Source organism: Anaeromyxobacter dehalogenans 2CP-1 (assembly GCF_000022145.1).
GTDB lineage: Bacteria > Myxococcota > Myxococcia > Myxococcales > Anaeromyxobacteraceae > Anaeromyxobacter > Anaeromyxobacter dehalogenans.
On the sequence record NC_011891.1, the window covers coordinates 2,705,085 to 2,726,990 of the forward strand.

Genomic DNA, 21,906 nt, shown 5'->3' on the forward strand with positions numbered 1-21,906 from the left:
GGCGCGGCCCCGGGCCAGGCTCTCGCGCCGGAGGTGGCTCCCATGGACGCGATCCGCGCACCGCGAGGGAGCGCCCTCTCCTGCCGAGGCTGGGTGCAGGAGGCGGCGCTCCGCATGCTGATGAACAACCTCGATCCGGACGTGGCCGAGCGGCCCGAGGACCTGGTGGTCTACGGCGGCACCGGCAAGGCGGCCCGCGACTGGGAGAGCTACCGCCGCATCGTCGCGGCGCTGAAGGCGCTCGGCGACGACGAGACGCTGCTCGTGCAGAGCGGCAAGCCGGTGGGCGTGCTCGGCACGCACCCCGACGCGCCGCGCGTGCTCATCGCGAACTCGAACCTGGTCCCGCGCTTCGCCACCTGGGAGCACTTCTGGGACCTCGAGGCGCGCGGGCTCATGATGTACGGGCAGATGACGGCGGGCTCCTGGATCTACATCGGCAGCCAGGGGATCCTGCAGGGCACCTACGAGACGTTCGCGCAGGCCGGCCGCACGCACTTCGGCACCGACGACCTCGGCGGCCGCCTGGTGCTGTCCGGCGGCCTCGGCGGCATGGGCGGCGCGCAGCCGCTCGCGGCCACGCTGCTCGGCGCGGCGTTCCTCGGCGTGGACGTGGACCCGGCCCGCATCGAGAAGCGGCTCGCGACCGGCTACCTCGACGCGCGCGCCGCCGACCTGGACGACGCGCTCGCCCGGCTCGAGGCTGCGCGCCGCGACCGGCGCCCGCTGTCGGTGGGCCTGGTCGGCAACGCCGCCACCGTGTACGCCGAGCTGGCCCGCCGCGGCGTCGCGCCCGACCTCGTCACCGACCAGACCTCCGCCCACGATCCGCTGAACGGCTACGTCCCCGCCGACGTCCCGCTCGCGGACCTCCCCGCGCTCCGCGCCCGCGACCCCGAGGGCGTGGTGCGGCGCGCGAAGGAGTCGATGGCCCGGCAGGTCGAGGCGATGCTGGCCATGCGCCGCCTGGGCAGCCACGTGTTCGACTACGGCAACAACCTGCGCGCCGGGGCGCGGGAGGCGGGCCTCGCCGACGCGTTCGCCTACCCCGGGTTCGTCCCGGCCTACATCCGGCCCATGTTCTGCGAGGGCAAGGGCCCGTTCCGCTGGGTGGCGCTGTCCGGCGACCCGGCCGACATCGCGCGCACCGACCGCGCCGTGATGGAGCTGTTCCCGGAGAACGCCGGCCTGCGCCGCTGGCTCGACCTCGCCGCCCGCAAGGTCCGGTTCCAGGGGCTGCCCGCGCGCATCTGCTGGCTCGGCTACGGCGAGCGCGATCGCGCCGGGCTGGCGTTCAACGAGCTGGTGCGGCGGGGCGAGGTGAAGGCGCCCATCGTCATCGGCCGCGACCACCTCGACTGCGGCTCGGTGGCCTCGCCGAACCGCGAGACCGAGGCCATGAAGGACGGCTCCGACGCGGTGGCCGACTGGCCCATCCTGAACGCGCTCGTCAACGCGGTGAACGGGGCGTCCTGGGTCAGCTTCCACCACGGCGGCGGGGTGGGCATCGGCTGGAGCCTCCACGCCGGCCAGGTGATCGTGGCGGACGGGACGGATGCGGCGGCGCGCCGCGTCGCCCGGGTGCTGCGCAGCGACCCGGCCATGGGGGTGCTCCGTCACGCGGACGCGGGCTATCCGGAGGCCGAGCGCGTCGCGCGGGAACGGGGTATCAAGCTCCCGTGAGCCGCCCCACCGCGACCCTGGTCCTCCGCAACGCCGTCGTCGCCACCTGCGACCGCAGCCCCTCCGACGCCGGCCTGCTCCCCGGGGCCGCGGTGGCCGTGGAGGGGCGGCGCGTCGCGTGGGTCGGCCGCGACCGCGATCTCGAGGCCGAGGTGAACGCGGGGGGCGCGCAGGTGATCGACGCCCGCGGCGGCCTCGTCACCCCGGGGCTGGTGGACTCGCACACGCACCTGGTCTTCGCGGGCGAGCGCGCGGGCGAGTTCGCGCTCCGCTGCGCCGGGCGCAGCTACCTGCAGGTGGCGCTGTCCGGCGGCGGGATCGCGGTCACCACCCGCGCGACCCGCGCCGCGCCGGACGAGCAGCTGCTCGCGGACGCCGCCGCCCGCGCCCGCCGCCTCATCGCCCAGGGCGTCACCACCATCGAGGTGAAGAGCGGCTACGGCCTGGACGCCCCGGAGGAGCTGCGGCTCCTGCGGATCGTCCACCAGCTCGGCGACGCGCTCGGCGGAGACGCGACCATCCTGCCCACGCTGCTGTTCCACGCGGTGCCGCCGGAGCAGGTCGGCGACCGGGCCGCGTTCGTGCGCGAGGCGTGCGCCGCGCTCATCCCCCAGGTCGCGCGCGAGCGGCTGGCGGTGTTCTGCGACGTGTTCGTGGAGGACGGCGCCTTCGCGCCCGACGAGGCCCGGCGGCTGCTGCAGGCCGCGAAGGACCGCGGGCTGGTGCCGCGCGTCCACGCCGAGCAGCTCACCGCGGGCGGCGGCGCGCGGCTGGCGGCGGAGCTCGGCTGCGCGAGCGCCGATCACCTCGAGGAGCTGGACGACGCGGGGGTCGCCGCGCTGGCGGAGGCGCGCGTGGTGGCCGGGCTGCTGCCCCTCTCGACGCTGTTCCTCGGGTCGGAGCGGTACGCGCCGGCGCGGCGGCTGCTCGAGGCGGGCGTGCCGGTCTCGCTCGCCACGAACATGAACCCCGGCAGCGCCATGAGCGAGAACGTCGGGCTCACCCTGTCGCTGGCCTGCCTGAAGCTCGGGCTGACGCCCGCGGAGGCGCTGGTCGCGTTCACCGCCGGCGGCGCGAGGGCGCTGCGCCAGCCGGACCTGGGCCGCATCGCGCGCGGCGCCGACGCCGACCTCGTGTTGTGGGGCTGCGGCTCGCCCGAGCACCTGGCCTGGCACATGGCCGTGAACCACGCGCTCGTGGTGGTGAAGCACGGGCGGGTGGTGCACGAGGCGCCGTCCGCCGCGATGGTGGACTGCCGCTGAGGTGCGCGTGCGGGTCGGGCTGCTCTCGGACACGCACGGCCTGCTCGACCCCGCCCTGCCCGCGCTGTTCCGCGGCTGCGCCCTGCTGGTCCACGCCGGCGACGTGGTCCGGCCGGAGATCCTGGACGCGCTCGCGGAGGTGGCGCCCGTCGCCGCGGTCCGCGGGAACAACGACCGGGATCCCGCGTTCGACGCGCTGCCCGAGACCGTGCGGCTCGCGCTGGGCGCGCTGCGCGCGCTGGTGGTCCACGACCTCGGCCCGCGCGACCGGCCCCGCCCGCCGGCGCGCCCGCTCCTCGCGCGCGATCCGCCCGAGCTCGTCATCCACGGCCACTCCCACCGCCCCGGCGCGGCGCGCCTCGGCCCCACGCTGTACGTGAACCCGGGCAGCGCCGGGCCGCGCCGCTTCCGCCTGCCGCGCACCGCCGCGATCCTCACGGTGCGCGGGCGGCACGCGCAGGTGGCGTTCTTCGAGCTGGGCGCCGGTCGCCCGCGGCCGTTCGGGGCCCCGGTGGACGCGGCGCTCTGACGAGCACGCGAGGCGATCCCGCCCCGCGGCGGGCGCGCCCCCGCCCGGATTGGATCGGCGGGCGGCGCCCTGCTAGATTCCCTGCGTCCGCGATGTGCCGCCTCTTCGGTCAGCACGCCCACCCCGGCCGCGATGCCTGCGAGCCGCTCTGCAGCGCAGAGAACGCCCTCCGGTTCCAGTCGCACCGGCACCCGCACGGCTGGGGGATCGCCTGGTACGTGCAGGGGTCGCCGCTCGTGCGCCGGGGCATCCTCCCCGCCCACGCCGACGCCGCCTTCGTCGAGGCGGGGCGCGAGATCCGCTCGGCGGTGGTGGTCGCGCACGTGCGCGAGGCCAGCGTCGGGCCGGTGCTCCGCGAGAACACCCACCCGTTCGTGCACGATCGCTGGGTGTTCGCGCACAACGGGACGGTCGCCCGCTTCAAGGACGCCCCGGACGTGCGCGAGCGGATCCTCGCCGAGATCGACCCCGACCTGCGCGGCCGCATCCGCGGCGACACCGACAGCGAGCGCTGCTTCTACCTGTTCCTGACCCGGCTGCGCGCGCGCGGCGGGCTCGAGGCGCCCGGCGTCGAGGCGGTGCGCGCGGCGCTCGCGGCCACCACCGACGCCGTGCTGCGCATCGCGGACGCGGTGCCGTCGCCCAAGCCGAGCTCGCTCACCTTCCTCGTGTCGGACGGCCGGCTCCTCGCCGCCTGCCGCCGCGGCCGCACGCTGCACGCCGCGAGCGACGCCGGGCCGCGCCACGCGTTCGTGGTGGCGAGCGAGCGGATCGGCCGAGCCCCTTGGAGCGAGGTGCCCGAGGGAGGCTTCGTCGCCACCGAGGACGGGATCCGGGTGGTTGACGCGCCGCTGCACGCGCCCTGAGCCCCTCCGCGCGGGGACCGCCCCGGCGCTTCCCCCTGCCCCGTGCATCGCAGGCGCGGCGGCTCGACCCGCCCGCGCGACCCCCGCCGTGAGGCCGCCGCGGGTGATTTCCCCCTGTACGCTCGTGGCGAGGTTCCGATCGCTTCGACGCTGTGCGGAGGGGCCATGCGTCCGACGATCCTCGCGGTGCTGTCCGCGCTGGCGGCGTTCGCGCCGGCGCGCGCCCCGGCCCAGACCGAACCGGGCCGCTGGGACGAGATCCACGCCGGCCTGCTGTCGGAGCCGGTGTCCACCTGCGTCGGGTGCCACGAGGAGGCGGCCCGCCTGCACGCCGCACACCCCGTGGACGTGACCTACGCCCCCGACGCGTCCGGCATGCTGCGGCCCCGCGCGGAGGTGGAGCGGCGCGGCGTGGCCCTGCCGGACGGGAAGGTCCACTGCTGGAGCTGCCACTCGGCGAGCTCGCGCTGGCGGTTCCACCTGTTCCTGCCCCAGGCGACGACGGCCCGCCGGCGCGTGATCCCGGGGGTGGAGAGCACCTACGAGGACCAGCAGGGCGACGTGCTCGTGGACGGCTCGGACGTGAGCCCGAAGCCGCTCTGCCTCGCCTGCCACGCGTTCGACTGAGGCCCGCGCCCGCTCAGCGCGATCGTCGGCCCGTGCGCGCGGTCCGGGGCGCCGGGCGCCGCGCGCGCCTCGGCGGCGCGACCAGCGCTTGCGCCAGCGCCGCGTGCCGCGCGCCGACGCCCTCCAGCTCCAGGTGCCGGACCTCCGGCCGCGCGGCGTCGTGCGAGAGCCGCAGCGTGAGCCGCTCCGCGGGGAGCGCCCCGGGGATGCGGTCCGCCCACTCCACCAGCAGCGCGCCCTCCCCGCCCACCAGGTCGCCGAAGCCGGTCCCGTACAGCTCGTCCTCGTCCGCGATCCGGTAGAGGTCGGCGTGGTGCACCGGGATGCGTCCGGCGTAGGTGGCGACGATCGCGAAGGTGGGGCTGGAGACCTCGCCGGGCGGGACGTCCGCGCCCTCGCAGGCGCCGCGGACGAGCTGCGTCTTGCCGGCCCCGAGGTCGCCCTCCAGCGCCACCACGTCGCCGGGCCGGAGCAGCCCGCCCAGCCTCGCGCCGAGGCGGCGGGTGGCCGCCGCCGACCGCGTGGTCCGCCGCGCCGTGAAGCGCTCGCCGCTCATCTCCGCCATTCCGCCCACACCTCCCCGATGGCCGCGCCCAGATCGCCCGCGAGCAGCCCGCGCTCGCCGAGCCGCCGCGCGACCAGGTCGCCGGCGCGCCCGTGGACCCACGCGCCCGCACGCCCCGCCGCCCCGGGCGCGAGCCCGCCGGCGAGCAGCGCGCCGCACAGCCCGGCCAGCACGTCGCCGGTGCCGCCGGTGGCCATGCCGGGGTTGCCGGTCGGGATCACCGCCGGCGGACCGGACGGATCCGCCACCACCGTGCGCGCGCCCTTCAGCACCACCGTCGCCGCCCAGGCGCTCGCCTGCCGCGCCGCGAGGCCGAGCCGGTCGCGCTGCACCTCGGCGGTGGAGAGGCCGCACAGCCGGGCCATCTCGCCCGGGTGCGGGGTGAGCAGCAGCGGCACCCCCGTCGCGGCGAGCCGCTCCGCCTGGCCCGCGACGGCGTTGAGCGCGTCGGCGTCGAGCACCGCCGGCAGGCCCGCGCGCGAGAGCAGCTCGAGGAGCAGCGCGCCGGTGCCGTCGCCGCGCGGGATCCCCGGCCCGATCACCAGCGCGTCGGCGGCGGCCGCCGCCTCCAGCAGCGGGCCCAGGTCGGCCGCGGCGAGCGGCCCCGCCCCCGGCAGCGCCGCGCTCATCGCCTCCGGGCGTCCGGCCAGCGCCAGGGGCAGGACCTCCGCCCGCGCCGCAAGCGTCACCAGCCCGGCGCCGCCGCGCAGCGCGCCGGTGAGCGCGAGGTGCGCCGCGCCGGTCTTGCCGGGCGAGCCGGCGATCACCAGCACCCGGCCCGCCTCGCCCTTGTGCGCCTCCGGGTCGCGCGGCGGGACCAGCGCGCGGGCCTCGTCCTCGACGAGCAGCTCGGCCTCGGCCGGCACCTGCGCCGCCGCCTCCGGCGGGATGCCGATGTCGGCCACCGTCACCTCGCCGGCGTGGGCCGGGCCCGGGTGGAGCACCAGGCCGCGCTTCTGGAACGCGAAGGTGACGGTGCGATCGGCGCGGACGCAGGCCTCGCCCAGCGGCTGGCCGGTGTCGGCGGACAGGCCGGAGGGCACGTCCACCGCCAGCACCCGCGCCCCGGCGCGGCGCGCCGCCTCGATCCGCGAGATCGCCGCGGCGAACGCGCCCTCGGGGGCGCGCGACAGGCCGGTCCCGAAGATCGCGTCCACCACCACGTCGCCCGGGCCGGCCTCGAGCGGCGCGTCGGCGGCCTCGGCCGCCACCCCGGCGGCCTCCGCCCGCGCGCGCTCGGCGCGGGCGTCCGGGCTGAGCCGCGCCGCGTCGACCAGCGACACCACCCGCACCGCCCGCCCGGCGCCCACCAGCAGGCGCGCCACCACCCAGCCATCCCCGCCGTTGTTGCCGCCGCCGCAGACCACTGCGAAGCGGCCCCCCGGCCCGGCCAGCCCGCGCGCCGCGTCGGCCGCCGCCCGCCCGGCGCGCTCCATCAGCTCGAGCGAGGGGATCCCCAGCCCGTCGATGGCGGCCCGGTCGATCGCGCGCATCTCCGCCGCGCCCACCAGCCTCATGGCCCGGTCCCCTCCAGGATCACCGCCGCGACCGCCACGCCGCCGTCGTGCGTGAGCGTGAGGTGCACGCGCGCGACGCCCAGGCGCCGCGCCGCGTCGGCCGCGATGCCGTCGAGCACCAGCGACGGCGCGCCGCCGCCGCGCTCCACCACCAGGTCCAGCCAGCGGACCCCCTCCGGCGTCCCGAGCGCCTTCACCGCCGCCTCCTTCGCGGCGAAGCGCGCGGCGTACCGGGTGGCCCGGTCCTGCCGCGCGTCGCAGTAGGCGCGCTCGGCGGGCGCGAACACCCGCGCCAGGAACCGCTCCGCGCGCGCGGGCGGGCCCGCCAGGATCCGCTGGATCCGGGCCACCTCCACCACGTCCAGGCCGAGCCCCAGGATCACGCCCGCTCCTCGCTCGCCGGGCGGCGCCGCGCTACGGGCGCGCCTCGCGCAGCAGCTCGCGCATCTCGCGCACCGCGCGCTCGAACCCCACCAGCACCGCCCGCGCCACGATCGAGTGGCCGATGTTCAGCTCCTCGATCTCCGGGATCGCGGCCACCGGCACCACGTTCTGGTAGTTGAGCCCGTGGCCCGCCGCCACGCGCAGCCCGAGCTTCGCGGCTGCCTTGCACGCGTCGATGACGCGCGACAGCTCGCGCCGGCGATCCGACGCGAGCCGCGCGTCGCAGTAGCGCCCGGTGTGCAGCTCCACCACCTCCGCCTCGGCGCGGTGGGCCGCCTTCACCTGGTCGAGGTCCGGGTCGATGAACAGCGACACCTCGATCTCGGCGTCGCGGAGCGTCTTCACCACCTTGCGCACGTGCTCGCGACCGCCCACCACGTCCAGGCCGCCCTCGGTGGTCAGCTCCTCGCGCCGCTCCGGCACCAGGGTGGCGATGTCCGGCTTCACGCCGTACGCGATCTTCACCATGTCCTGCGTGGCGGCCATCTCGAGGTTGAGCCGGCTCGAGACGGTCTTCCGCAGCACCTGGAGATCGCGCTCCTGGATGTGCCGGCGGTCCTCGCGCAGGTGGATGGTGATCTGGTCGGCGCCGCCCATCTCGGCGAGCACCGCCGCGGCGACCGGGTCCGGGTACTGGGTGCGGCGCGACTGGCGCAGGGTCGCGACGTGATCGACGTTGACTCCGAGGCGTGCGGGCATGGCGGCGGGAGTCTACCGCGGAACCCGCTCCACCGCCGAGGTTCGTGCCCTCGCCCCGCCGCGGGCGCCCGGCCCGGCGGCCGGGGCCGCTCGAGCGGCTCGCCGCCGCGGCGCGCGGCGTTACCCGATGGCCTGGCGCAGCTCGGCGGCGATGCCGTCGGCGAGCGCCCGGGCGCGCTTCGCGTCGGGCCCCTCGACCAGCACCCGCACCTTGTTCTCGGTGCCGGAGGCCCGGACCAGCACCCGCCCCTCGGCCCCGAGCGCCTTCTCCGCGGCGGCGATGGCCTTCACCACCGAGGGCAGCTCGGCCACGGGCCGCTTCTCGCGCACCTCCACGTTGACGAGCGCCTGCGGGACCGGCTCGAAGCAGCGCGCCAGCTCGGACAGCGGCTTGCCCTCGCGCACCATCACCGCCAGCACGTTCAGGCCGGCCGCCACGCCGTCGCCGGTGGTGACGTGGTCGAGGAACACCAGGTGCCCGGACTGCTCGCCGCCGAACGAGTAGCCGCTCCGGCGCATCTCCTCGACCACGTACCGGTCGCCCACCGCGGTGCGCACCACCTTGCCGCCGAGCGGCGCGAGCGCCCGCTCCAGGCCCAGGTTGGACATGACGGTGGCCACCACGGTCTTCTTGGCGAGCGCCTTGCGGGCGAGCAGGTCGCGGCCCACCAGCGCCATGATGGCGTCGCCGTCCACCACGTTGCCGTGCTCGTCGGCCAGGATCACCCGGTCGGCGTCGCCGTCGAGCGCCAGCCCGAGGTTCGCGCCGTGGCGCTTCACCGTCCGGGCCATCGACTCGGGGTGAACGGCGCCGCAGGCGTCGTTGATGTTCTTGCCGTCGGGCTTGACGTTGAGCGGGATCACCTTGGCGCCCAGCTCCTCGAACACCACCGGCGCGACGTGGTACGCGGCGCCGTGGGCGCAGTCCACCACCACCGTCAGCCCCTCCAGCGTCAGCTCCTTCGGGAAGATGGTCTTCAGGAACTGCGCGTAGCGCCCGATGGCGTCGTCGATGCGCTTCGCCTTGCCGATCCGGGTGGCCGTGGGGCGGAGCGCGCGGAACTCCTCGGCGCCGGCGTCGTCCTCCCCTGCGTCCAGCACCAGCCGCTCGATCTGCAGCTCCAGCTCGTCGGGCAGCTTGAAGCCGTCGCGCGAGAAGAACTTGATGCCGTTGTCCTGGTAGGGGTTGTGGCTGGCGCTGATCACCACGCCCGCGTCGGCGCGCATCGAGTGGGTCACGAACGCGATGCCTGGCGTGGGCAGCGGGCCGCACAGCATCACGTCCACGCCCATCGACGAGATCCCGGAGGCGATGGCCTGCTCGAGCATGTAGCCGGAGAGCCGGGTGTCCTTGCCGATCACGATCCGGTGCCGGTGCGGCCCGCTCCGCACGATGTAGGCGAGCGCGCGGCCGAGCTGGAGCGCCATCTCGGCGGTCATGGGGTGCACGTTCGCGACGCCGCGGACGCCGTCGGTGCCGAACAGGCGCCGCGCGAGCGGCGCGGGGCGGGCGGGCGCCGCGGGGACGCCGTTGCGGGCGCCGGGGGTGCGGGGCGCGCGGCGTGGGAGGCCGACGGCGGCGGGGCGGGTGCGGGTCGCGGGGGTGGTCATCGCGTCAACCTATGGGTGGGTGGGAGCGCCTTCAACGGGCGCGCGGTGGAGCTCGACGGAGCCTTGCGCAGGGTGGATCGCGTCCACGCGGAGCCCGCGCGGAAGGTGGAGCGCCTCGGAGCGGAGGTACCAGGTGGCCACGCCGGGCCCGCTGCGGGAGAGCTCGGCGCGGAGCACGAGCCCGGACGGATCGAGCGTGCGCAGGCGCGCCCACGGCCCCGAGATGGCCACGCTCACGTCGGACGGGAGCGCCGGCTCCGCGGCCAGGTCCTTCGGGAGCGAGGCCACCACCGGGACCGTGTAGGTCGCCGTGACGCGGCGCTCGCCGCGGACCACCAGGAACAGGGCCACCGCCGCGGCCACCGCGAGCAGCGCCAGCGCGAGGTCAGATCGCCGCACGGGGCGCTCCCTGCCCGGCCGGGTGGGGCCCGCCCGCCGGCGCGGGGCGCCCGGCGGCGCCGCCGCTGCCGCGGCCCGCCGTCACGAACAGTGAATAGAGCAGCTTCCGCAGCGCCTTCTCGTCGAGCGCGCGGTGCAGCGTGCCCTCCAGCGCGACCGACACCTCGCCGCGCTCCTCGGACACCACCACCACCGCGGCGTCCACCTCCTCGGCGAGGCCCAGCGCGGCGCGGTGCCGGGTGCCCAGCTCCTGCGGCGCCTCGGCGGCGGAGAGCGGCAGCAGGCACCCGGCGGCGGCGAGGCGCGCGCCCTGGATCACCGCGGCGCCGTCGTGGATGGGCCCGGCCGGCAGGAAGATGGAGAGCAGCAGCTCGGAGGTGACCGCCGCGTCCACCCGCAGGCCGGAGTCGATGACGTCGGAGAGGTCGGCCGAGCGCTCCAGCACGATGAGCGCGCCGTGCCGGCGCCGCGCCAGCTCGCCGGCGGCCTTCACCACCGCGTCCACCGCGCCGCGCTGGGTGGCGAGGTCGTCTCGCGACAGCGCGGCGAGCAGGCGGGAGGAGCGGCCGAGCTCGGCCAGCGCGCGGCGGATGTCCGACTGGAACAGGACGATCACGCCGAAGATGAACGAGTAGCTGAGGAAGTGGCCGAGCACCCAGCTCAGCGTCTCCAGCCCGGCGACCTGCGCGCCGAGGTAGCCGAGGCCGAGCAGGAAGAGCCCGAACAGCACCGCCACCGCGCGCGTGCCGCGGATGATGCGGAGCACGCGGTAGACGAGGTACGCGACGAGGCCGATGTCGACCAGCGCGAGCGCGAGGTCGCCCAGCGAGACGTCGGGGCCGATGAGGTAGACGAGGATCCGCTGCAACGGGCTTCTCCGGCGCGGCAGTCTACAGCGGACCGGGAGCGCGCGCCGCTCCCCGGATCGCGGCCGCGACGTCGGCTGCCTGCCGGGCGGCCGCGACGTCGTGGACGCGCACCAGCTCCACGCCGGCCAGCACGCACGCGGTCACCGCCGCGAGCGTGCCGGGCAGGCGCTCCGCCGCGGGCGCGCCGGTGACCTTCCCGATGAAGCTCTTGCGCGACGGGCCCACCAGCAGCGGGCACCCGAGGCGCCGCAGCTCCCCGACCCGCGCCAGCAGCTCCAGGCTCTGCCGGGCGTCCTTCGCGAAGCCGATGCCGGGGTCGAGCACCACGCGATCGCGCGGGATGCCGGCCGCCCCGGCCCGGGCCAGCGCCTCGTCCAGCTCGGCGGCGACCTCCTCGACCACGTCCGCATACACCGCGCGCGTGGCCATGTCGGCGAACGTGCCGCGCATGTGCTGGAGCACGATCGGCACGCCGGCCCCGGCGACCACGCCGCCCATGTCCGGGTCGGCGAGGCCGGTCACGTCGTTCACCAGGTCCGCCCCGGCCGCGAGCGCCTCCCGCGCCACCCGCGCCTTCCACGTGTCCACCGAGATCGGGAGCGTGAACCCGCGCGCGCGCAGCGCGGCGACGACCGGCACCACCCGCCGGAGCTCCTCGTCGGCCGTCACCGGCGGCGCGCCGGGCCGGGTGGACTCGCCGCCCAGGTCCACCAGATCGGCGCCCTCGTCCGCGAGCCGCAGCGCGTGCGCCACCGCCGCGTCGCGCTCGAGGAACCGGCCGCCGTCCGAGAACGAGTCCGGGGTCGCGTTCACGACCCCCATGACGAAGGGGCCAGGCCCGTCGAAGAGCCTGGCCCCGATCCGCATCCGCATCGCGACGTGATCTCCGGCCGGTGCCCGCGGAACGGGCGCCGCGGCCGATCAGGCCTTGCCCGCCGCCGGGACGCCGCCCACCGCGTCGAGCAGCCCGCCGCGCTTGCCGCCCTTCTCGGCCGGCGTCGGCACCATGGGCTTCGCCGGCGGGGGCCGGCTGATGGTGCCGCCGCCGAGCAGCACGTCGATGTCGGCCGCGTCGAGCGTCTCGTACTCGATGAGCGCGTCGGCGATGGCGTTCAGCAGCGGCTGGTTCTCGAGCAGGACCTTCTTCGCCCGATCGTACTGCTCGGTGACGATCCGGTGCACCTCGGCGTCGATGTCGCGCGCGGTCTGCTCGGAGTACGTGTGCGCGGTCGCCATCTCGCGGCCGAGGAAGACCTCGCCCTCCTTCTTGCCGAAGGCGAGCGGGCCCATCTTCTCGCTCATGCCCCACTCGCACACCATGGAGCGGGCCAGGTTGGTCGCGACCTCGATGTCGTTCCCGGCGCCGGTGGTCTTCTGGCCGAAGGTGATCTCCTCGGCGAGGCGGCCGCCCATCAGGATGGCCACCTGGTTCAGCGCGAACTCCTGGTTCAGGTTGAGCCGATCCTCCTGCGGGAGCTGCTGGGTCAGGCCCAGCGCGCGGCCGCGAGGGATGATGGTCACCTTGTGCACCGGGTCGGTGCCCGGGAGGATCTTCGCGACCAGCGCGTGCCCGGCCTCGTGGATCGCGGTGGTGCGCTTCTCCTTCTCGGAGATGATCATCGAGCGCCGCTCGGTGCCCATGATCACCTTGTCCTTCGCGAACTCGAAGTCCTCGATGGCGAGCTTCTCCTTGTTGCGCCGCGCGGCGTAGAGCGCCGCCTCGTTCACGAGGTTCTCGATGTCGGCGCCGGAGAAGCCGGGCGTCCCGCGCGCGATCTGCGTGAGGTCCACCTGCGTGTCGAGCGGGGTCTTCTTGGTGTGCACCTTGAGGATGCCGAGGCGGCCGTTCAGGTCGGGGCGCGGCACCACGATGCGGCGGTCGAAGCGGCCCGGGCGCAGCAGCGCCGGGTCGAGCACGTCGGGCCGGTTGGTGGCGGCGATGAGGATGACGCCCTCGTTCGACTCGAAGCCGTCCATCTCCACCAGCAGCTGGTTCAGCGTCTGCTCGCGCTCGTCGTGGCCGCCGCCCAGGCCGGCGCCGCGGTGGCGGCCGACGGCGTCGATCTCGTCGATGAAGATGATGCAGGGCGCGTTCTTCTTGCCCTGCTCGAACAGGTCGCGCACGCGGCTCGCGCCGACGCCCACGAACATCTCCACGAAGTCCGAGCCGGAGATGGAGAAGAACGGGACGCCGGCCTCGCCGGCCACGGCGCGCGCCAGCAGCGTCTTGCCGGTGCCCGGCGGGCCCATCAGCAGCACGCCCTTCGGGATGCGGCCGCCGAGGCGCGTGAACTTCTTCGGGTCCTTCAGGAAGGAGATGATCTCCTCGAGCTCGTCGCGCGACTCGTCGATGCCGGCCACGTCGGCGAACGTGATCTTGTTGTGGTGCTCGGTCATCAGCTTCGCGCGCGACTTCCCGAAGCTCATCGCCTTCCCGCCGCCGGATTGCAGCTGGCGCATGAAGAAGAAGATGAGCAGGAACACGAACACGAGCGGCAGGTACTGCAGCACCACCGTCACCCAGAGCGAGTTCTGCTCGGGCTTCTGGTACGTCAGGTTGACGCCCTTCTCCCGGAGCTTCTCGGCGATGGTCGCGGAGGCGTCGATGGGCCCGGTGGTCACGAAGTCGGAGCCGTCGCGCAGGTGGCCGAAGTAGTCGAGGTCCTTGACCGTGACCTCCTTCACCTCGCCCGACTCGACCTTGGCCATGAACTGCGACCAGTTGTAGGACTTCGCTTCGCGCCCCCGCTGCTCGAACAGCTTCCAGAGCGCGATGAACATCACGATCAGGAAGACCCAGAGCAGGGCGGTCTTGTAGGACTGTCGCAAGGCTCGATTTCCCCTTCGGTGGAGCGTCGATCGACCGGAACCGACGGCGAGGTCCGACTCTTCCGCACCGCGCCCCGCGCCGCCAGGCGCCCGGCCAGGCGACGCCCGGGCCAGGTGCCCGTTATAACAGGCCCTCACCCCCTTTGCAGTACGAGCCGTCCGGGCCGGGCGCGGTCGAAATCCGCACGCGCAACCCGGCGCCCGAAGGGCCCAGCCCTTCCGCGACGGCGCCCAGCTCCGGAACCGCCAGCACCGCGCCCCCGGGTGCGGCGAGGAGCACCAGCCGATCCCGCGCCTCGCGCGGCACCTTCCGGTCGATGAGCCAGCGCTTCAGCTTCGTCCCGCCCGGCCCGCCCTCCGGCCGGAAGCGGTCCCCCGGGCGGCGGGTCCGGAGGGTGAGCGGCCAGGGCACCTCGGCCGGCCGCGCGGCGCCGACCTCCACCCAGGCGTCCAGTGCCGGGAGCGCATACCTCCCCGGCCCCGGCACCTCCACCGGCGCCACCACCGGGACGGGCGCCGCGGGGCCGGCGAGCTCGAGGCGCCCGTAGCGGCACCGGGCGCGCCGCCCGCCCGGGAGCGCGACCTCGCCCGGCCGCCCGCGGCGCAGGAGCGCCAGCACCGCCGCCACGTGCTGCGCCTCGAGCGCCCGGCCGCTGCCGGTCGCGGCGCGCCAGAGCCGCCGCACCACCCGCCGCCGCACCGCGAGCGGCTCGCCCCGGAGCGCGGCCACGTCCACCGCGGTGCCGCCCCCCGCGACCGCGCGCGCCCGGCGATCGAGCGCGCGCTCGTCCTCGCGCGCCAGGTCGGCCGCGCGCGCCAGCGCCCGGTCCGCCGCCGGCGCCGCCGCCCGCAGCAGCGGCCAGAGCTCGAGCCGGAGCCGGTTCCGCGCGTAGCCCGGGACGGCGTTGGTGGGGTCGTCGGCCCAGCCCAGCCCCATCGCGCGCAGGTAGGCGTTCCCCTCCTCGCGCGTGCGATCGATGAGGGGCCGGATCACCGGGCCGCGCCGCGGCGGGATCGCGGCGAGCCCGCGCGCGCCGGCGCCGCGGAGCAGGCGCAGCAGCACGGTCTCGGCCTGGTCGCCCAGCGTGTGCCCGGTGGCGATCCGCGACGCGCCGGCGCGCGCCGCCGCCTCGCGCAGCGCCGCGTAGCGCACCCGGCGGGCCTCGGCCTGCACGTTGCCGGCCCCCACCGCGAGGCGCCGCTCCTCGAGCGGCACGCCGAGCCGCGCGCACGCGGCGCGGGCCGACGCCGCCTCGGGCTCGCTGCCCGCGCGCAGCCCGTGGTCCAGGTACAGGGCCCGCACCTCCGCGAGCGCGCCGGCGTCGCGCAGCGCCGCGAGGGCGGCGAGCAGGGCCGTCGAGTCGGCGCCGCCCGAGAGCGCCACGAGCACGCGGTCCGCGGGGCCGAACAGCCGCCGGCGGCGGGCGGTCTCGAGCACGGCGGCGGGGTACGGGTGGAGGTCAGGGCGTCGCATGCAGGAGGGGCTCCTCGGCCCCGGCGCGGAGGTGCGCGGGTCGGGCGTGCACCGGACCTCGACCCGCGCCGGGAATGCGAGCGCCGGCCGGCGGGTTCGAGTGGCTGGAGCGCGCAGCCTGCCGCCTTCCCCGTCGCGGCTGCAAGTTGCGGGATCCGTTGTGGAATGCGATGTTGGGTCGCCGGTGTTGACGACCGTGCAGGATGGAACAAGTTTGTGGCGCTGGGCCTAGGGGTCCCCCCCCTCCCCCTCTGGGCCCACGGAGAGCCGGCAGTGATGCCGGCTCTCTTCTTTGGTGCTGCCCGAACCGCCCCATCACCACGCCTCCGCCCCCAGCATTCGCGCGGGGATCGCTCGCTCGCGCCCGCCGCGCCGCAACCCGGGCGAGCGAGACCTCGTCGCGCCAGCCTCACGGTGGGTGCGCCCCGTCGGGTGGATGAAAGCTTGACCGATGGAGCGATCCCAGCGTACAACGCCGTCGTTTGCCCCACAGCATGGAGCAGTGATGGCCGGCACCGACAAGCGCAAGCAGTCCCTGTACTTCCCCGAGGACATGCTGAACGAGATCCAGGCGGAAGCGAACCGGCAGGACCGGTCGCTCTCGTGGATCGTCCAGCAGGCCTGGCGCATCGCCCGCGGCGAGATCATGCGCTTCCCGTCCGTCAACGACGTGCTGTCCGGCGTCGCGCGGGAGGACGAGCGCGAGGAGAAGGGCATCTAGGCAGCGGCCCTCGCCGCCGACGCTTCGAGAGCTTTCGCGAGCCCGCACCGGTCCATCCGGTGCGGGCTCGCCTTTTTCGCGTCGCCCTTTTGACCGCAGGCATGGGCGGGCAGTACCCTCGTCGAGCCCCGCCCCCGACCTGCCGATGCGAAAGCCCCCCCTGCCCGACCCTGCCGCGGCGCCGTCCGAGGACGGCTTCGTGGAGCTCGACGACGACTCCTACGCGCCCCCCGCCGATCTCGACGGCGACGGCCCCCCGCGCCCCCGCGTCCCCGCGCCCGGCGCGTCGCGGCCGCCCGGCCGCTCGCGGGTGACGCTGATCGCCGGCGCCGGCGTGGTCCTGCTGATCGGCGCCGCGCTGCTCGCCTACCGCGCGCACCACCGCCACCAGGCGCTCCAGGCCGGGATGCAGCGGGCCGAGGAGCTGATCCGCCTCGACACCGCGGCCGGCTACCGCGAGGCCGCGGACCTGCTGGAGCCGCTCGCGGCGCTCGACCCGCTGGAGGCCGCCAGCCTGCGTGCCTACGCGCTCGCGGCGCTGCACGTGGACTACCGCGACGACGGCGCCGGCGCGCAGGCCGAGGCGCTGCTCGTCGAGCCCGGCCGCGCCGCCGAGGTGCCGCGCTGGGCCAGCCTGGCGAGTGGCATGCTGGCGCTGTCGCGGCGCAGCCTCGGCGACGCCACCGCCGCGTCGGCCGCGGCGCAGGGCTCGCCGTTCGCCGACGCGCTGCAGGCGCGCATCGCGCTCGCGGCCGGATCGCTCGCCGCCGCCGCCGACGCGGCCCAGGCCGCCGCCGCCGATCGCGCGCTGCCGGCCGGCCTCGCCCTGCACGGCGATACCGCGCGCCGGGCGCGCGGCGACGCGGCCACGGCCCGCGCCGCGTATGCGGCCGCCCTGACCGCCTCCCCCACGCACCCGCGCGCCGCCTACGGGCTCGCCAAGCTGGCCCTGGCCGGCGACGCGCCCGCGGCCGACGCGGTGAAGGCGCTCGAGCGCCTGACGGCGGACGCCGCCGGCACGCCGGCGCCCGAGCGCGCCCGCGCGGCGCTCCACCTCGCGGCGCTGCGGATCCGCGCCGGCGATCGCGCCGCGGCCGCCGCGGCGCTCGACGGCGCCGGCCTCGCCCCCGGGGCCCGCGACTGGGCCGGCCGGGCCGCCGAGGTGGAGGCGCGCGCCCGCGGCCCGTACCGCGCGGTGGCGGGCGCGCCGCCCTCGGTGTCGAGCGCCTGCGACGACGATCCCGCCGTGGTCGCCGCCGTGCTCCCGCCCGAGCCGCGACCGGAGCCGCCGCCGAGGCCCGCGCCGGTCCGCAAGGCGACGGCCGCGAAGGCCGCCGCCAAGGCGGGCACCCGCAAGACGGCGACGCCGGCGAAGAAGCCCGCCTCCCGCACGGCGGCCAAGCGCACCTCGCGCACTGCCCGCTGACCGGGCAGCCGGGTGCCGCGACCGGCGCGGCTGCCCGCGGGCAGGGCAGCGGGATGCCGCCGAGTCGGGCAACGCACCGCGAGCGGGCTCCGGAACGCCCGCGATCCGCGCACCTCCGGCGGGCACGGGCGCTGCAGTGGCCCGGGGAGCGCGCCCCGCGCACCCTGCCCTGGAGGCTCCGTGAAGAAGCTCCTCGCACCGCTGCTGCTGGCCCTGCCCGCGCTCGCGTCCGCCGCCGACGGCATCGACACCGGCGACACCGCGCTCGTGCTCGTGAGCGCCGGGCTGGTCATGCTCATGACCCCGGGCCTCGCGTTCTTCTACGGCGGCCTGGTCCGCGCCAAGAACGTCGTCCACACCATGAACCTGTCGATCGTGTGCATGGCGATCGTGGGCGTGCTGTGGGCGACGATCGGCTACTCGCTCGCGTTCGCCCCCGGGCCGGGCGCGCTCGACCGCGTGGTGGGCGGCCTGCGCTGGGCCGGGCTCGCCGGCGTGGGCGACGCGCCCGAGCCGTCCCTCGCGGCCACGGTGCCGCACTCCGCGTTCATGCTCTTCCAGGCGATGTTCGCCGTGATCACGCCGGCGCTCATCTCGGGCGCGGTGGTCGAGCGCATGCGCATCAAGGCCTACGTGCTGTTCGTCGCGCTGTGGAGCCTGGTGGTGTACACGCCGGTGGCGCACTGGGTGTGGGCGCCGGGCGGCTGGCTCCGCAACCTCGGCGTCCTCGACTTCGCCGGCGGCACGGTGGTGCACGTGAACGCCGCCGCGGCGGCGCTGGTGGGCGCGGTGGTGCTGGGCAAGCGCCGCGGCCTGCGCGCCCCCACGGTGCTCCCGCACAGCGTCCCGTTCGCCATCCTCGGCGCGGGCCTGCTCTGGTTCGGCTGGCTCGGCTTCAACGGCGGCAGCGCGCTGGCCGCGAACGGCCTCGCCAGCACCGCCTTCGCGAACACCTTCTTCGCGCCCGCGGCGGCGGCCGCCGCCTGGGGGCTCGCCGAGCTGCTGATGCACGGGAAGGTCTCGGGCGTCGGGCTCGCCTCCGGCGCGGTGGCCGGCATGGTGGCCATCACGCCGGCCGCCGGCTTCATCCGGCCCGGCGCGAGCCTGGTGCTCGGTGCGGTCGCGGCGCTCGCCTCCTTCGGCGCCATCCGGCTGCGCCCGCGGCTCGGGCTGGACGACGCGCTGGACGTCTTCGCGGTCCACGGCGTGGCGGCCACGCTCGGCGCGGTGCTCACCGGCGCGCTCGCCACCACCTCGGTGAACGCCGCCGGCGCGGACGCGAGCCTGGCGCTGGTGGGCAAGCAGGCCCTGGGCGTGGCCGTGACGCTGGTGTTCTCCGGCGGGCTGTCCTACGGGCTGTACCGGCTGGTGGCGCTCGTCACGCCGTTGCGCGCCGACGAGCAGGACGAGTGGACCGGCCTCGACCAGGCCGAGGCCGGCGAGCGGGCGTACCTCTCCACCGACCTCGAGACGGCCGGCGCCGCGCCCAGCGCCGCGACGCACGCGCCGGTGCCGGTGGCCCGCCCGAGCCCCGGCTCCAGCGCCGCCTGATCGCGAGCCGCCCCGCGCCGCCCCGCGCCCGCCCCCGGCTCCCGGGGGCGGGCGTTCACGTTTCGTCACGACGCGCTCCGTGAACGTGCGCCGCTTGCTCGCGGCGCGCGCACGCCGCTGCCCCGGCGGCGCTCAATCGCGTGCGCGGGCGGCCGGAAACCCGCGTGTTCGCGCACGGACCGGGGCGGCACGCGCGCTGCAAACCCTTCCGGGCGAGCGGTCACCCGGCCGCGACGACCACCACGGAGGGATTCACCCGATGAACAGTGCTCTGAAGGCGCTCGCGGTCTCGGCGCTCCTCGCCGTCGCGCAGGGTGCGCGGGCCACGCCGTCCACCACGTTCTGGACGCCGGCGACCACGTACACCCAGCCCGCGCTCGTCCCGCACCTCACCTACGACACCTACTTCGCCGAGCAGGGCGCCCTGCAGATCGACACCGGCCTGGAGCTGGGCCTGTTCAGCCTGCCCTACCTGCAGGCCGAGGCGGGCGTGGACTTCTTCTACCCGGGCGACACGAAGAAGTACGTGCAGCTGAACGCCAAGCTGACGCTGCCGGAGGGCGCGCTGGCGAGCTGGGCCCCGGGCCTGTCCGCCGGCATCGCCAACGCCGGGTTCGAGAAGGACGTGTCCGACTACCACCTGCTGCACGCGACGCTCGGGAAGACCACGCCGCTCGGCGTCCTGGGCGTGGGCGGCTACTACGGCGCCGGCTCGAAGGCGCTCTGGACCGGCTCCGACGGCGACGTGAACCGCGCCGGCTTCATGGCGAGCTGGGTGTCGCCGGACGTGACCGTGAACCTCCCCGGCCTGCAGAAGATCATCTTCCTCGCCGACGTGGCCACCGGAAAGAACTGGATGGGCGCGGCCGGCGGCGGCATCGGCCTGTACTTCACGCCGGCCATCGACGTCCTCACCGGCCCGGTCTTCTTCCTCGACCAGGACTACTACAAGGGCGCGACCGGCACCGACTGGATGTGGACGGTGCAGCTCGACGTGGACGTGGAGCTGCTCGCGAAGAAGTAGTGCGGGCGGCGCGCGTGGGTGCGCGCCGGGCGGGGCGCTCCGGGCGATCCGGGGCGCCTCGCCTCTTTCACCGCGCCGGGATCAGGCGGTCAGCTGCTCGAGCACGGTGTCGAACACCATCAGCTCGAGGCGCTCGCGCTCGGCGGCGGTGAGGCCGACGAGCTGGAACGACGCGCGCACGTTCCCCTGCAGCGGCTTCACGTCGGTGACCCGCGCGCGGCACGCGAGCGCCTCGCCGCCGGGGAGCCGCATCGACACCTTCACCTCGTCGCCCGCCGGCGGCGCCTTCGCGAGCAGGCAGGCGAACCCGCCGCTCGACACGTCGACGGTGAGCGCGCGCGCGGCGGAGGTGAGCATGTCCAGGTCCACCTGGAGCGCGCGGGCCACGCGCAGCGCCTGCCGCGGCAGCTCGCCCGGCTTCAGGGTGAGCCGCTGCGCCGCGAGCAGCGCGCGGGCCAGCTCGTCGCGGCCGGCGCGGTAGACGTCGGCCTCGCGCCCGGCGAGCGTGCCGGCGCGCGCCTTCGCGTGGAGCACGCGGAAGTCCTTCAGCCAGTCGGAGAGGCTGCTCATGGGGGCCTCGCCTACAGCGCCTTCTTCAGCTCGGGCGCGGGCTTGAAGCCGACGGTCTTGGTGGGAGCGATCTGGATCTCGGCGCCCGTCTGCGGGTTGCGGCCCACCCGGCCGGCCCGGCGCTTCACCACGAACGTCCCGAAGCCCGGCATGGTGAAGCGCTTGTCCTTGCGGATGCCCTTGGCCAGGTGCTCGAACACCGAGTCCACCAGGAGCGCCACCTGCCGCTTGGAGAGGTCGTCGTGGAGCGCCTGAACCTTCTCGATGAGGTCTGCCTTGGTCATGGAGCGCGCGTCCCCCGCGTGAAACCGCGCGAAGGTAGCCTCCCCTTCCGGGAGCGTCAAGCCAGCGAAGGGAAGGACACGCGCGCGGTGACGCGCAGCGCGGCTCACGTGATCCCGAGCAATGCGCGCGCCTCGGCGGGCGTGGCGGGCTCGCGCCCGGCGCGCCTTACGCGCTGCACCGCGAGCGAGACCAGCTCGTCCGAGCCCTTCGCCAGCACGCCCTTGGCCGCGTACAGGTTGTCCTCGAGCCCGACGCGCACATGCCCCCCCATCGGCGCCGCCAGCTCCACCATGGAGAGCTGGAACCGCCCCACCCCGGCGACGGACCAGTGCACCGCCTCGGACAGCCCCTCCACCAGGAAGCGCAGGTTCCGCTCGCTCGCGGCCATGCCGCCCGGCACGCCCAGCACGAACTGCACGTGGTAGGGCTGCGCCAGGTGGCCCTTCTCCAGCAGCCACCGGAGCGTGTCCAGCATGCCGGCGTCGTAGACCTCGCACTCCGGCACGAGGCGCCGCTCCCGCAGGCGGCCCGCCACCTTCACCAGGTCGGGCCGGGTGTTCACGAACACCTCGTCGCCGAAGTTCATGGTGCCCATGTTGAGCGTGCCCATCTCGGCGCCCTCCACCAGCGAGCCGAGCCGCTCGTCGAGCGACATGCCCACCGCGCCGCCGGTCGAGCACTGGATCACCACGTCGCTGCCGGCCGAGCGGATGCGGTCGATGATCTCGCGGAAGTGCTCCGGCGCCTGCGAGGGGCGGCCGTCGGGCCAGCGCGCGTGCAGGTGGACCACCGCCGCGCCGGCCCGTCCCGCGTCCACCGCGGCCCGGGCGATCTCCTCCGGCGTGTAGGGCACGGCCGGGTTCTGGGCGCGCGTCACCTCCGCGCCGACCACCGCCGCGGTCACGATCGTCTTCTCGGCCATGGGACCTCCCAGCCGCGCCCGGCGCGGCCGAAC

General features: G+C 76.0%; 22 protein-coding genes. 9 read left to right on the forward strand and 13 right to left on the reverse strand.

Going from position 1 to position 21,906, the window contains the following annotated elements:
• The first annotated feature begins 42 nt into the window (after positions 1 to 42).
• From hutU to A2CP1_RS12345, 5 genes are all read left to right on the forward strand, one after another.
• Positions 43 to 1,683 carry a urocanate hydratase gene (gene hutU, locus A2CP1_RS12325; protein WP_012633586.1) on the forward strand — a complete coding sequence of 547 codons (1,641 nt, stop codon included), beginning with the start codon at positions 43 to 45 and terminating at the stop codon, positions 1,681 to 1,683.
• Complete coding sequence (hutI, locus tag A2CP1_RS12330) at positions 1,680 to 2,945, forward strand: imidazolonepropionase (RefSeq protein WP_012633587.1); 1,266 nt, start codon at positions 1,680 to 1,682, stop codon at positions 2,943 to 2,945. Before hutU ends, hutI begins: the two co-directional genes overlap by 4 nt.
• A gap of 7 nt (positions 2,946 to 2,952) precedes the next feature.
• Positions 2,953 to 3,474 (forward strand): metallophosphoesterase family protein, encoded by a 522-nt coding sequence (locus A2CP1_RS12335; protein ID WP_012633588.1) that lies wholly within the window; start codon positions 2,953 to 2,955, stop codon positions 3,472 to 3,474.
• A 92-nt stretch (positions 3,475 to 3,566) separates the two neighbouring features.
• The gene (locus A2CP1_RS12340) at positions 3,567 to 4,340 is read left to right on the forward strand and encodes a class II glutamine amidotransferase (RefSeq protein ID WP_012633589.1); all 774 of its coding nucleotides are present in this window, start codon (positions 3,567 to 3,569) and stop codon (positions 4,338 to 4,340) included.
• Positions 4,341 to 4,505: 165 nt separating this feature from the next.
• Positions 4,506 to 4,967 carry a hypothetical protein gene (locus A2CP1_RS12345; protein ID WP_012633590.1) on the forward strand — a complete coding sequence of 154 codons (462 nt, stop codon included), beginning with the start codon at positions 4,506 to 4,508 and terminating at the stop codon, positions 4,965 to 4,967.
• 13 nt (positions 4,968 to 4,980) lie between these two features.
• On the opposite strand, the gene tsaE is transcribed toward A2CP1_RS12345, so the two are convergent.
• From tsaE to tilS, 10 genes are all read right to left on the reverse strand, one after another.
• Positions 4,981 to 5,532, reverse strand: a complete 552-nt coding sequence (gene tsaE, locus A2CP1_RS12350) for a tRNA (adenosine(37)-N6)-threonylcarbamoyltransferase complex ATPase subunit type 1 TsaE (RefSeq protein WP_012633591.1) — start codon at positions 5,530 to 5,532, stop codon at positions 4,981 to 4,983.
• Positions 5,520 to 7,049, reverse strand: coding sequence for a bifunctional ADP-dependent NAD(P)H-hydrate dehydratase/NAD(P)H-hydrate epimerase (locus A2CP1_RS12355; RefSeq protein ID WP_012633592.1), 1,530 nt, complete (start codon positions 7,047 to 7,049; stop codon positions 5,520 to 5,522). Before A2CP1_RS12355 ends, tsaE begins: the two co-directional genes overlap by 13 nt.
• Positions 7,046 to 7,432, reverse strand: a complete 387-nt coding sequence (locus A2CP1_RS12360; protein ID WP_012633593.1) for a holo-ACP synthase — start codon at positions 7,430 to 7,432, stop codon at positions 7,046 to 7,048. Before A2CP1_RS12360 ends, A2CP1_RS12355 begins: the two co-directional genes overlap by 4 nt.
• 31 nt (positions 7,433 to 7,463) lie before the next feature.
• Entirely contained in the window at positions 7,464 to 8,192 is a 729-nt protein-coding gene (locus A2CP1_RS12365) for a pyridoxine 5'-phosphate synthase (RefSeq protein ID WP_012526384.1), read from the reverse strand.
• 120 nt (positions 8,193 to 8,312) lie between these two features.
• The gene (gene glmM / locus A2CP1_RS12370) at positions 8,313 to 9,803 is read right to left on the reverse strand and encodes a phosphoglucosamine mutase (RefSeq protein ID WP_012633594.1); all 1,491 of its coding nucleotides are present in this window, start codon (positions 9,801 to 9,803) and stop codon (positions 8,313 to 8,315) included.
• Between the two features lie 9 nt (positions 9,804 to 9,812).
• Complete coding sequence (locus A2CP1_RS12375) at positions 9,813 to 10,202, reverse strand: YbbR-like domain-containing protein (protein WP_012633595.1); 390 nt, start codon at positions 10,200 to 10,202, stop codon at positions 9,813 to 9,815.
• On the reverse strand, positions 10,189 to 11,070 hold the full coding sequence (cdaA, locus tag A2CP1_RS12380; RefSeq protein WP_012526387.1) for a diadenylate cyclase CdaA: 882 nt from the start codon (positions 11,068 to 11,070) through the stop codon (positions 10,189 to 10,191). The genes A2CP1_RS12375 and cdaA overlap by 14 nt, the downstream gene beginning before the upstream one ends.
• 22 nt (positions 11,071 to 11,092) lie before the next feature.
• The gene (gene folP, locus A2CP1_RS12385; protein ID WP_012633596.1) at positions 11,093 to 11,944 is read right to left on the reverse strand and encodes a dihydropteroate synthase; all 852 of its coding nucleotides are present in this window, start codon (positions 11,942 to 11,944) and stop codon (positions 11,093 to 11,095) included.
• Between the two features lie 48 nt (positions 11,945 to 11,992).
• Positions 11,993 to 13,900, reverse strand: a complete 1,908-nt coding sequence (gene ftsH, locus A2CP1_RS12390; protein WP_012633597.1) for an ATP-dependent zinc metalloprotease FtsH — start codon at positions 13,898 to 13,900, stop codon at positions 11,993 to 11,995.
• A gap of 121 nt (positions 13,901 to 14,021) precedes the next feature.
• Positions 14,022 to 15,374, reverse strand: coding sequence for a tRNA lysidine(34) synthetase TilS (tilS, locus tag A2CP1_RS12395; RefSeq protein ID WP_012633598.1), 1,353 nt, complete (start codon positions 15,372 to 15,374; stop codon positions 14,022 to 14,024).
• A gap of 505 nt (positions 15,375 to 15,879) precedes the next feature.
• Between tilS and A2CP1_RS12400 the strand changes: the two genes are divergently transcribed.
• The 4 genes from A2CP1_RS12400 to A2CP1_RS12415 all read left to right on the forward strand — a co-directional run bounded on the left by A2CP1_RS12400 (position 15,880) and on the right by A2CP1_RS12415 (position 20,096).
• The gene (locus A2CP1_RS12400) at positions 15,880 to 16,095 is read left to right on the forward strand and encodes a TIGR04563 family protein (RefSeq protein WP_011420549.1); all 216 of its coding nucleotides are present in this window, start codon (positions 15,880 to 15,882) and stop codon (positions 16,093 to 16,095) included.
• Positions 16,096 to 16,240: 145 nt separating this feature from the next.
• Positions 16,241 to 17,521: a hypothetical protein gene (locus A2CP1_RS12405; RefSeq protein ID WP_012633599.1), complete on the forward strand. Its 1,281-nt coding sequence runs from the start codon at positions 16,241 to 16,243 to the stop codon at positions 17,519 to 17,521.
• A gap of 180 nt (positions 17,522 to 17,701) precedes the next feature.
• Positions 17,702 to 19,072: an ammonium transporter gene (locus tag A2CP1_RS12410; protein ID WP_012633600.1), complete on the forward strand. Its 1,371-nt coding sequence runs from the start codon at positions 17,702 to 17,704 to the stop codon at positions 19,070 to 19,072.
• Between the two features lie 259 nt (positions 19,073 to 19,331).
• Positions 19,332 to 20,096: a hypothetical protein gene (locus tag A2CP1_RS12415; protein ID WP_012633601.1), complete on the forward strand. Its 765-nt coding sequence runs from the start codon at positions 19,332 to 19,334 to the stop codon at positions 20,094 to 20,096.
• An 81-nt stretch (positions 20,097 to 20,177) separates the two neighbouring features.
• Here the strand turns inward: A2CP1_RS12415 and A2CP1_RS12420 are convergent, their stop codons facing one another.
• The 3 genes from A2CP1_RS12420 to A2CP1_RS12430 all read right to left on the reverse strand — a co-directional run bounded on the left by A2CP1_RS12420 (position 20,178) and on the right by A2CP1_RS12430 (position 21,873).
• Positions 20,178 to 20,666 (reverse strand): PilZ domain-containing protein, encoded by a 489-nt coding sequence (locus A2CP1_RS12420; RefSeq protein ID WP_012633602.1) that lies wholly within the window; start codon positions 20,664 to 20,666, stop codon positions 20,178 to 20,180.
• A gap of 11 nt (positions 20,667 to 20,677) precedes the next feature.
• Positions 20,678 to 20,950, reverse strand: a complete 273-nt coding sequence (locus A2CP1_RS12425; RefSeq protein ID WP_011420544.1) for an HU family DNA-binding protein — start codon at positions 20,948 to 20,950, stop codon at positions 20,678 to 20,680.
• Between the two features lie 104 nt (positions 20,951 to 21,054).
• Complete coding sequence (locus tag A2CP1_RS12430; RefSeq protein ID WP_012633603.1) at positions 21,055 to 21,873, reverse strand: beta-keto acid cleavage family enzyme; 819 nt, start codon at positions 21,871 to 21,873, stop codon at positions 21,055 to 21,057.
• Positions 21,874 to 21,906 lie beyond the last annotated feature (33 nt).

Bases quoted from the DNA above. Each gene is read 5' to 3' on its own strand.
- hutU (WP_012633586.1), top strand. From the start codon at position 43: ATGGACGCGATCCGCGCACCGCGAGGGAGCGCCCTCTCCTGCCGAGGC.
- A2CP1_RS12340 (WP_012633589.1), top strand. From the start codon at position 3,567: ATGTGCCGCCTCTTCGGTCAGCACGCCCACCCCGGCCGCGATGCCTGC.
- A2CP1_RS12345 (WP_012633590.1), top strand. From the start codon at position 4,506: ATGCGTCCGACGATCCTCGCGGTGCTGTCCGCGCTGGCGGCGTTCGCG.
- tsaE (WP_012633591.1), bottom strand. From the start codon at position 5,532: ATGGCGGAGATGAGCGGCGAGCGCTTCACGGCGCGGCGGACCACGCGG.
- A2CP1_RS12355 (WP_012633592.1), bottom strand. From the start codon at position 7,049: ATGAGGCTGGTGGGCGCGGCGGAGATGCGCGCGATCGACCGGGCCGCC.
- A2CP1_RS12365 (WP_012526384.1), bottom strand. From the start codon at position 8,192: ATGCCCGCACGCCTCGGAGTCAACGTCGATCACGTCGCGACCCTGCGC.
- glmM (WP_012633594.1), bottom strand. From the start codon at position 9,803: ATGACCACCCCCGCGACCCGCACCCGCCCCGCCGCCGTCGGCCTCCCA.
- folP (WP_012633596.1), bottom strand. From the start codon at position 11,944: ATGCGGATGCGGATCGGGGCCAGGCTCTTCGACGGGCCTGGCCCCTTC.
- tilS (WP_012633598.1), bottom strand. From the start codon at position 15,374: ATGCGACGCCCTGACCTCCACCCGTACCCCGCCGCCGTGCTCGAGACC.
- A2CP1_RS12400 (WP_011420549.1), top strand. From the start codon at position 15,880: ATGGCCGGCACCGACAAGCGCAAGCAGTCCCTGTACTTCCCCGAGGAC.
- A2CP1_RS12405 (WP_012633599.1), top strand. From the start codon at position 16,241: ATGCGAAAGCCCCCCCTGCCCGACCCTGCCGCGGCGCCGTCCGAGGAC.
- A2CP1_RS12415 (WP_012633601.1), top strand. From the start codon at position 19,332: ATGAACAGTGCTCTGAAGGCGCTCGCGGTCTCGGCGCTCCTCGCCGTC.
- A2CP1_RS12420 (WP_012633602.1), bottom strand. From the start codon at position 20,666: ATGAGCAGCCTCTCCGACTGGCTGAAGGACTTCCGCGTGCTCCACGCG.
- A2CP1_RS12425 (WP_011420544.1), bottom strand. From the start codon at position 20,950: ATGACCAAGGCAGACCTCATCGAGAAGGTTCAGGCGCTCCACGACGAC.
- A2CP1_RS12430 (WP_012633603.1), bottom strand. From the start codon at position 21,873: ATGGCCGAGAAGACGATCGTGACCGCGGCGGTGGTCGGCGCGGAGGTG.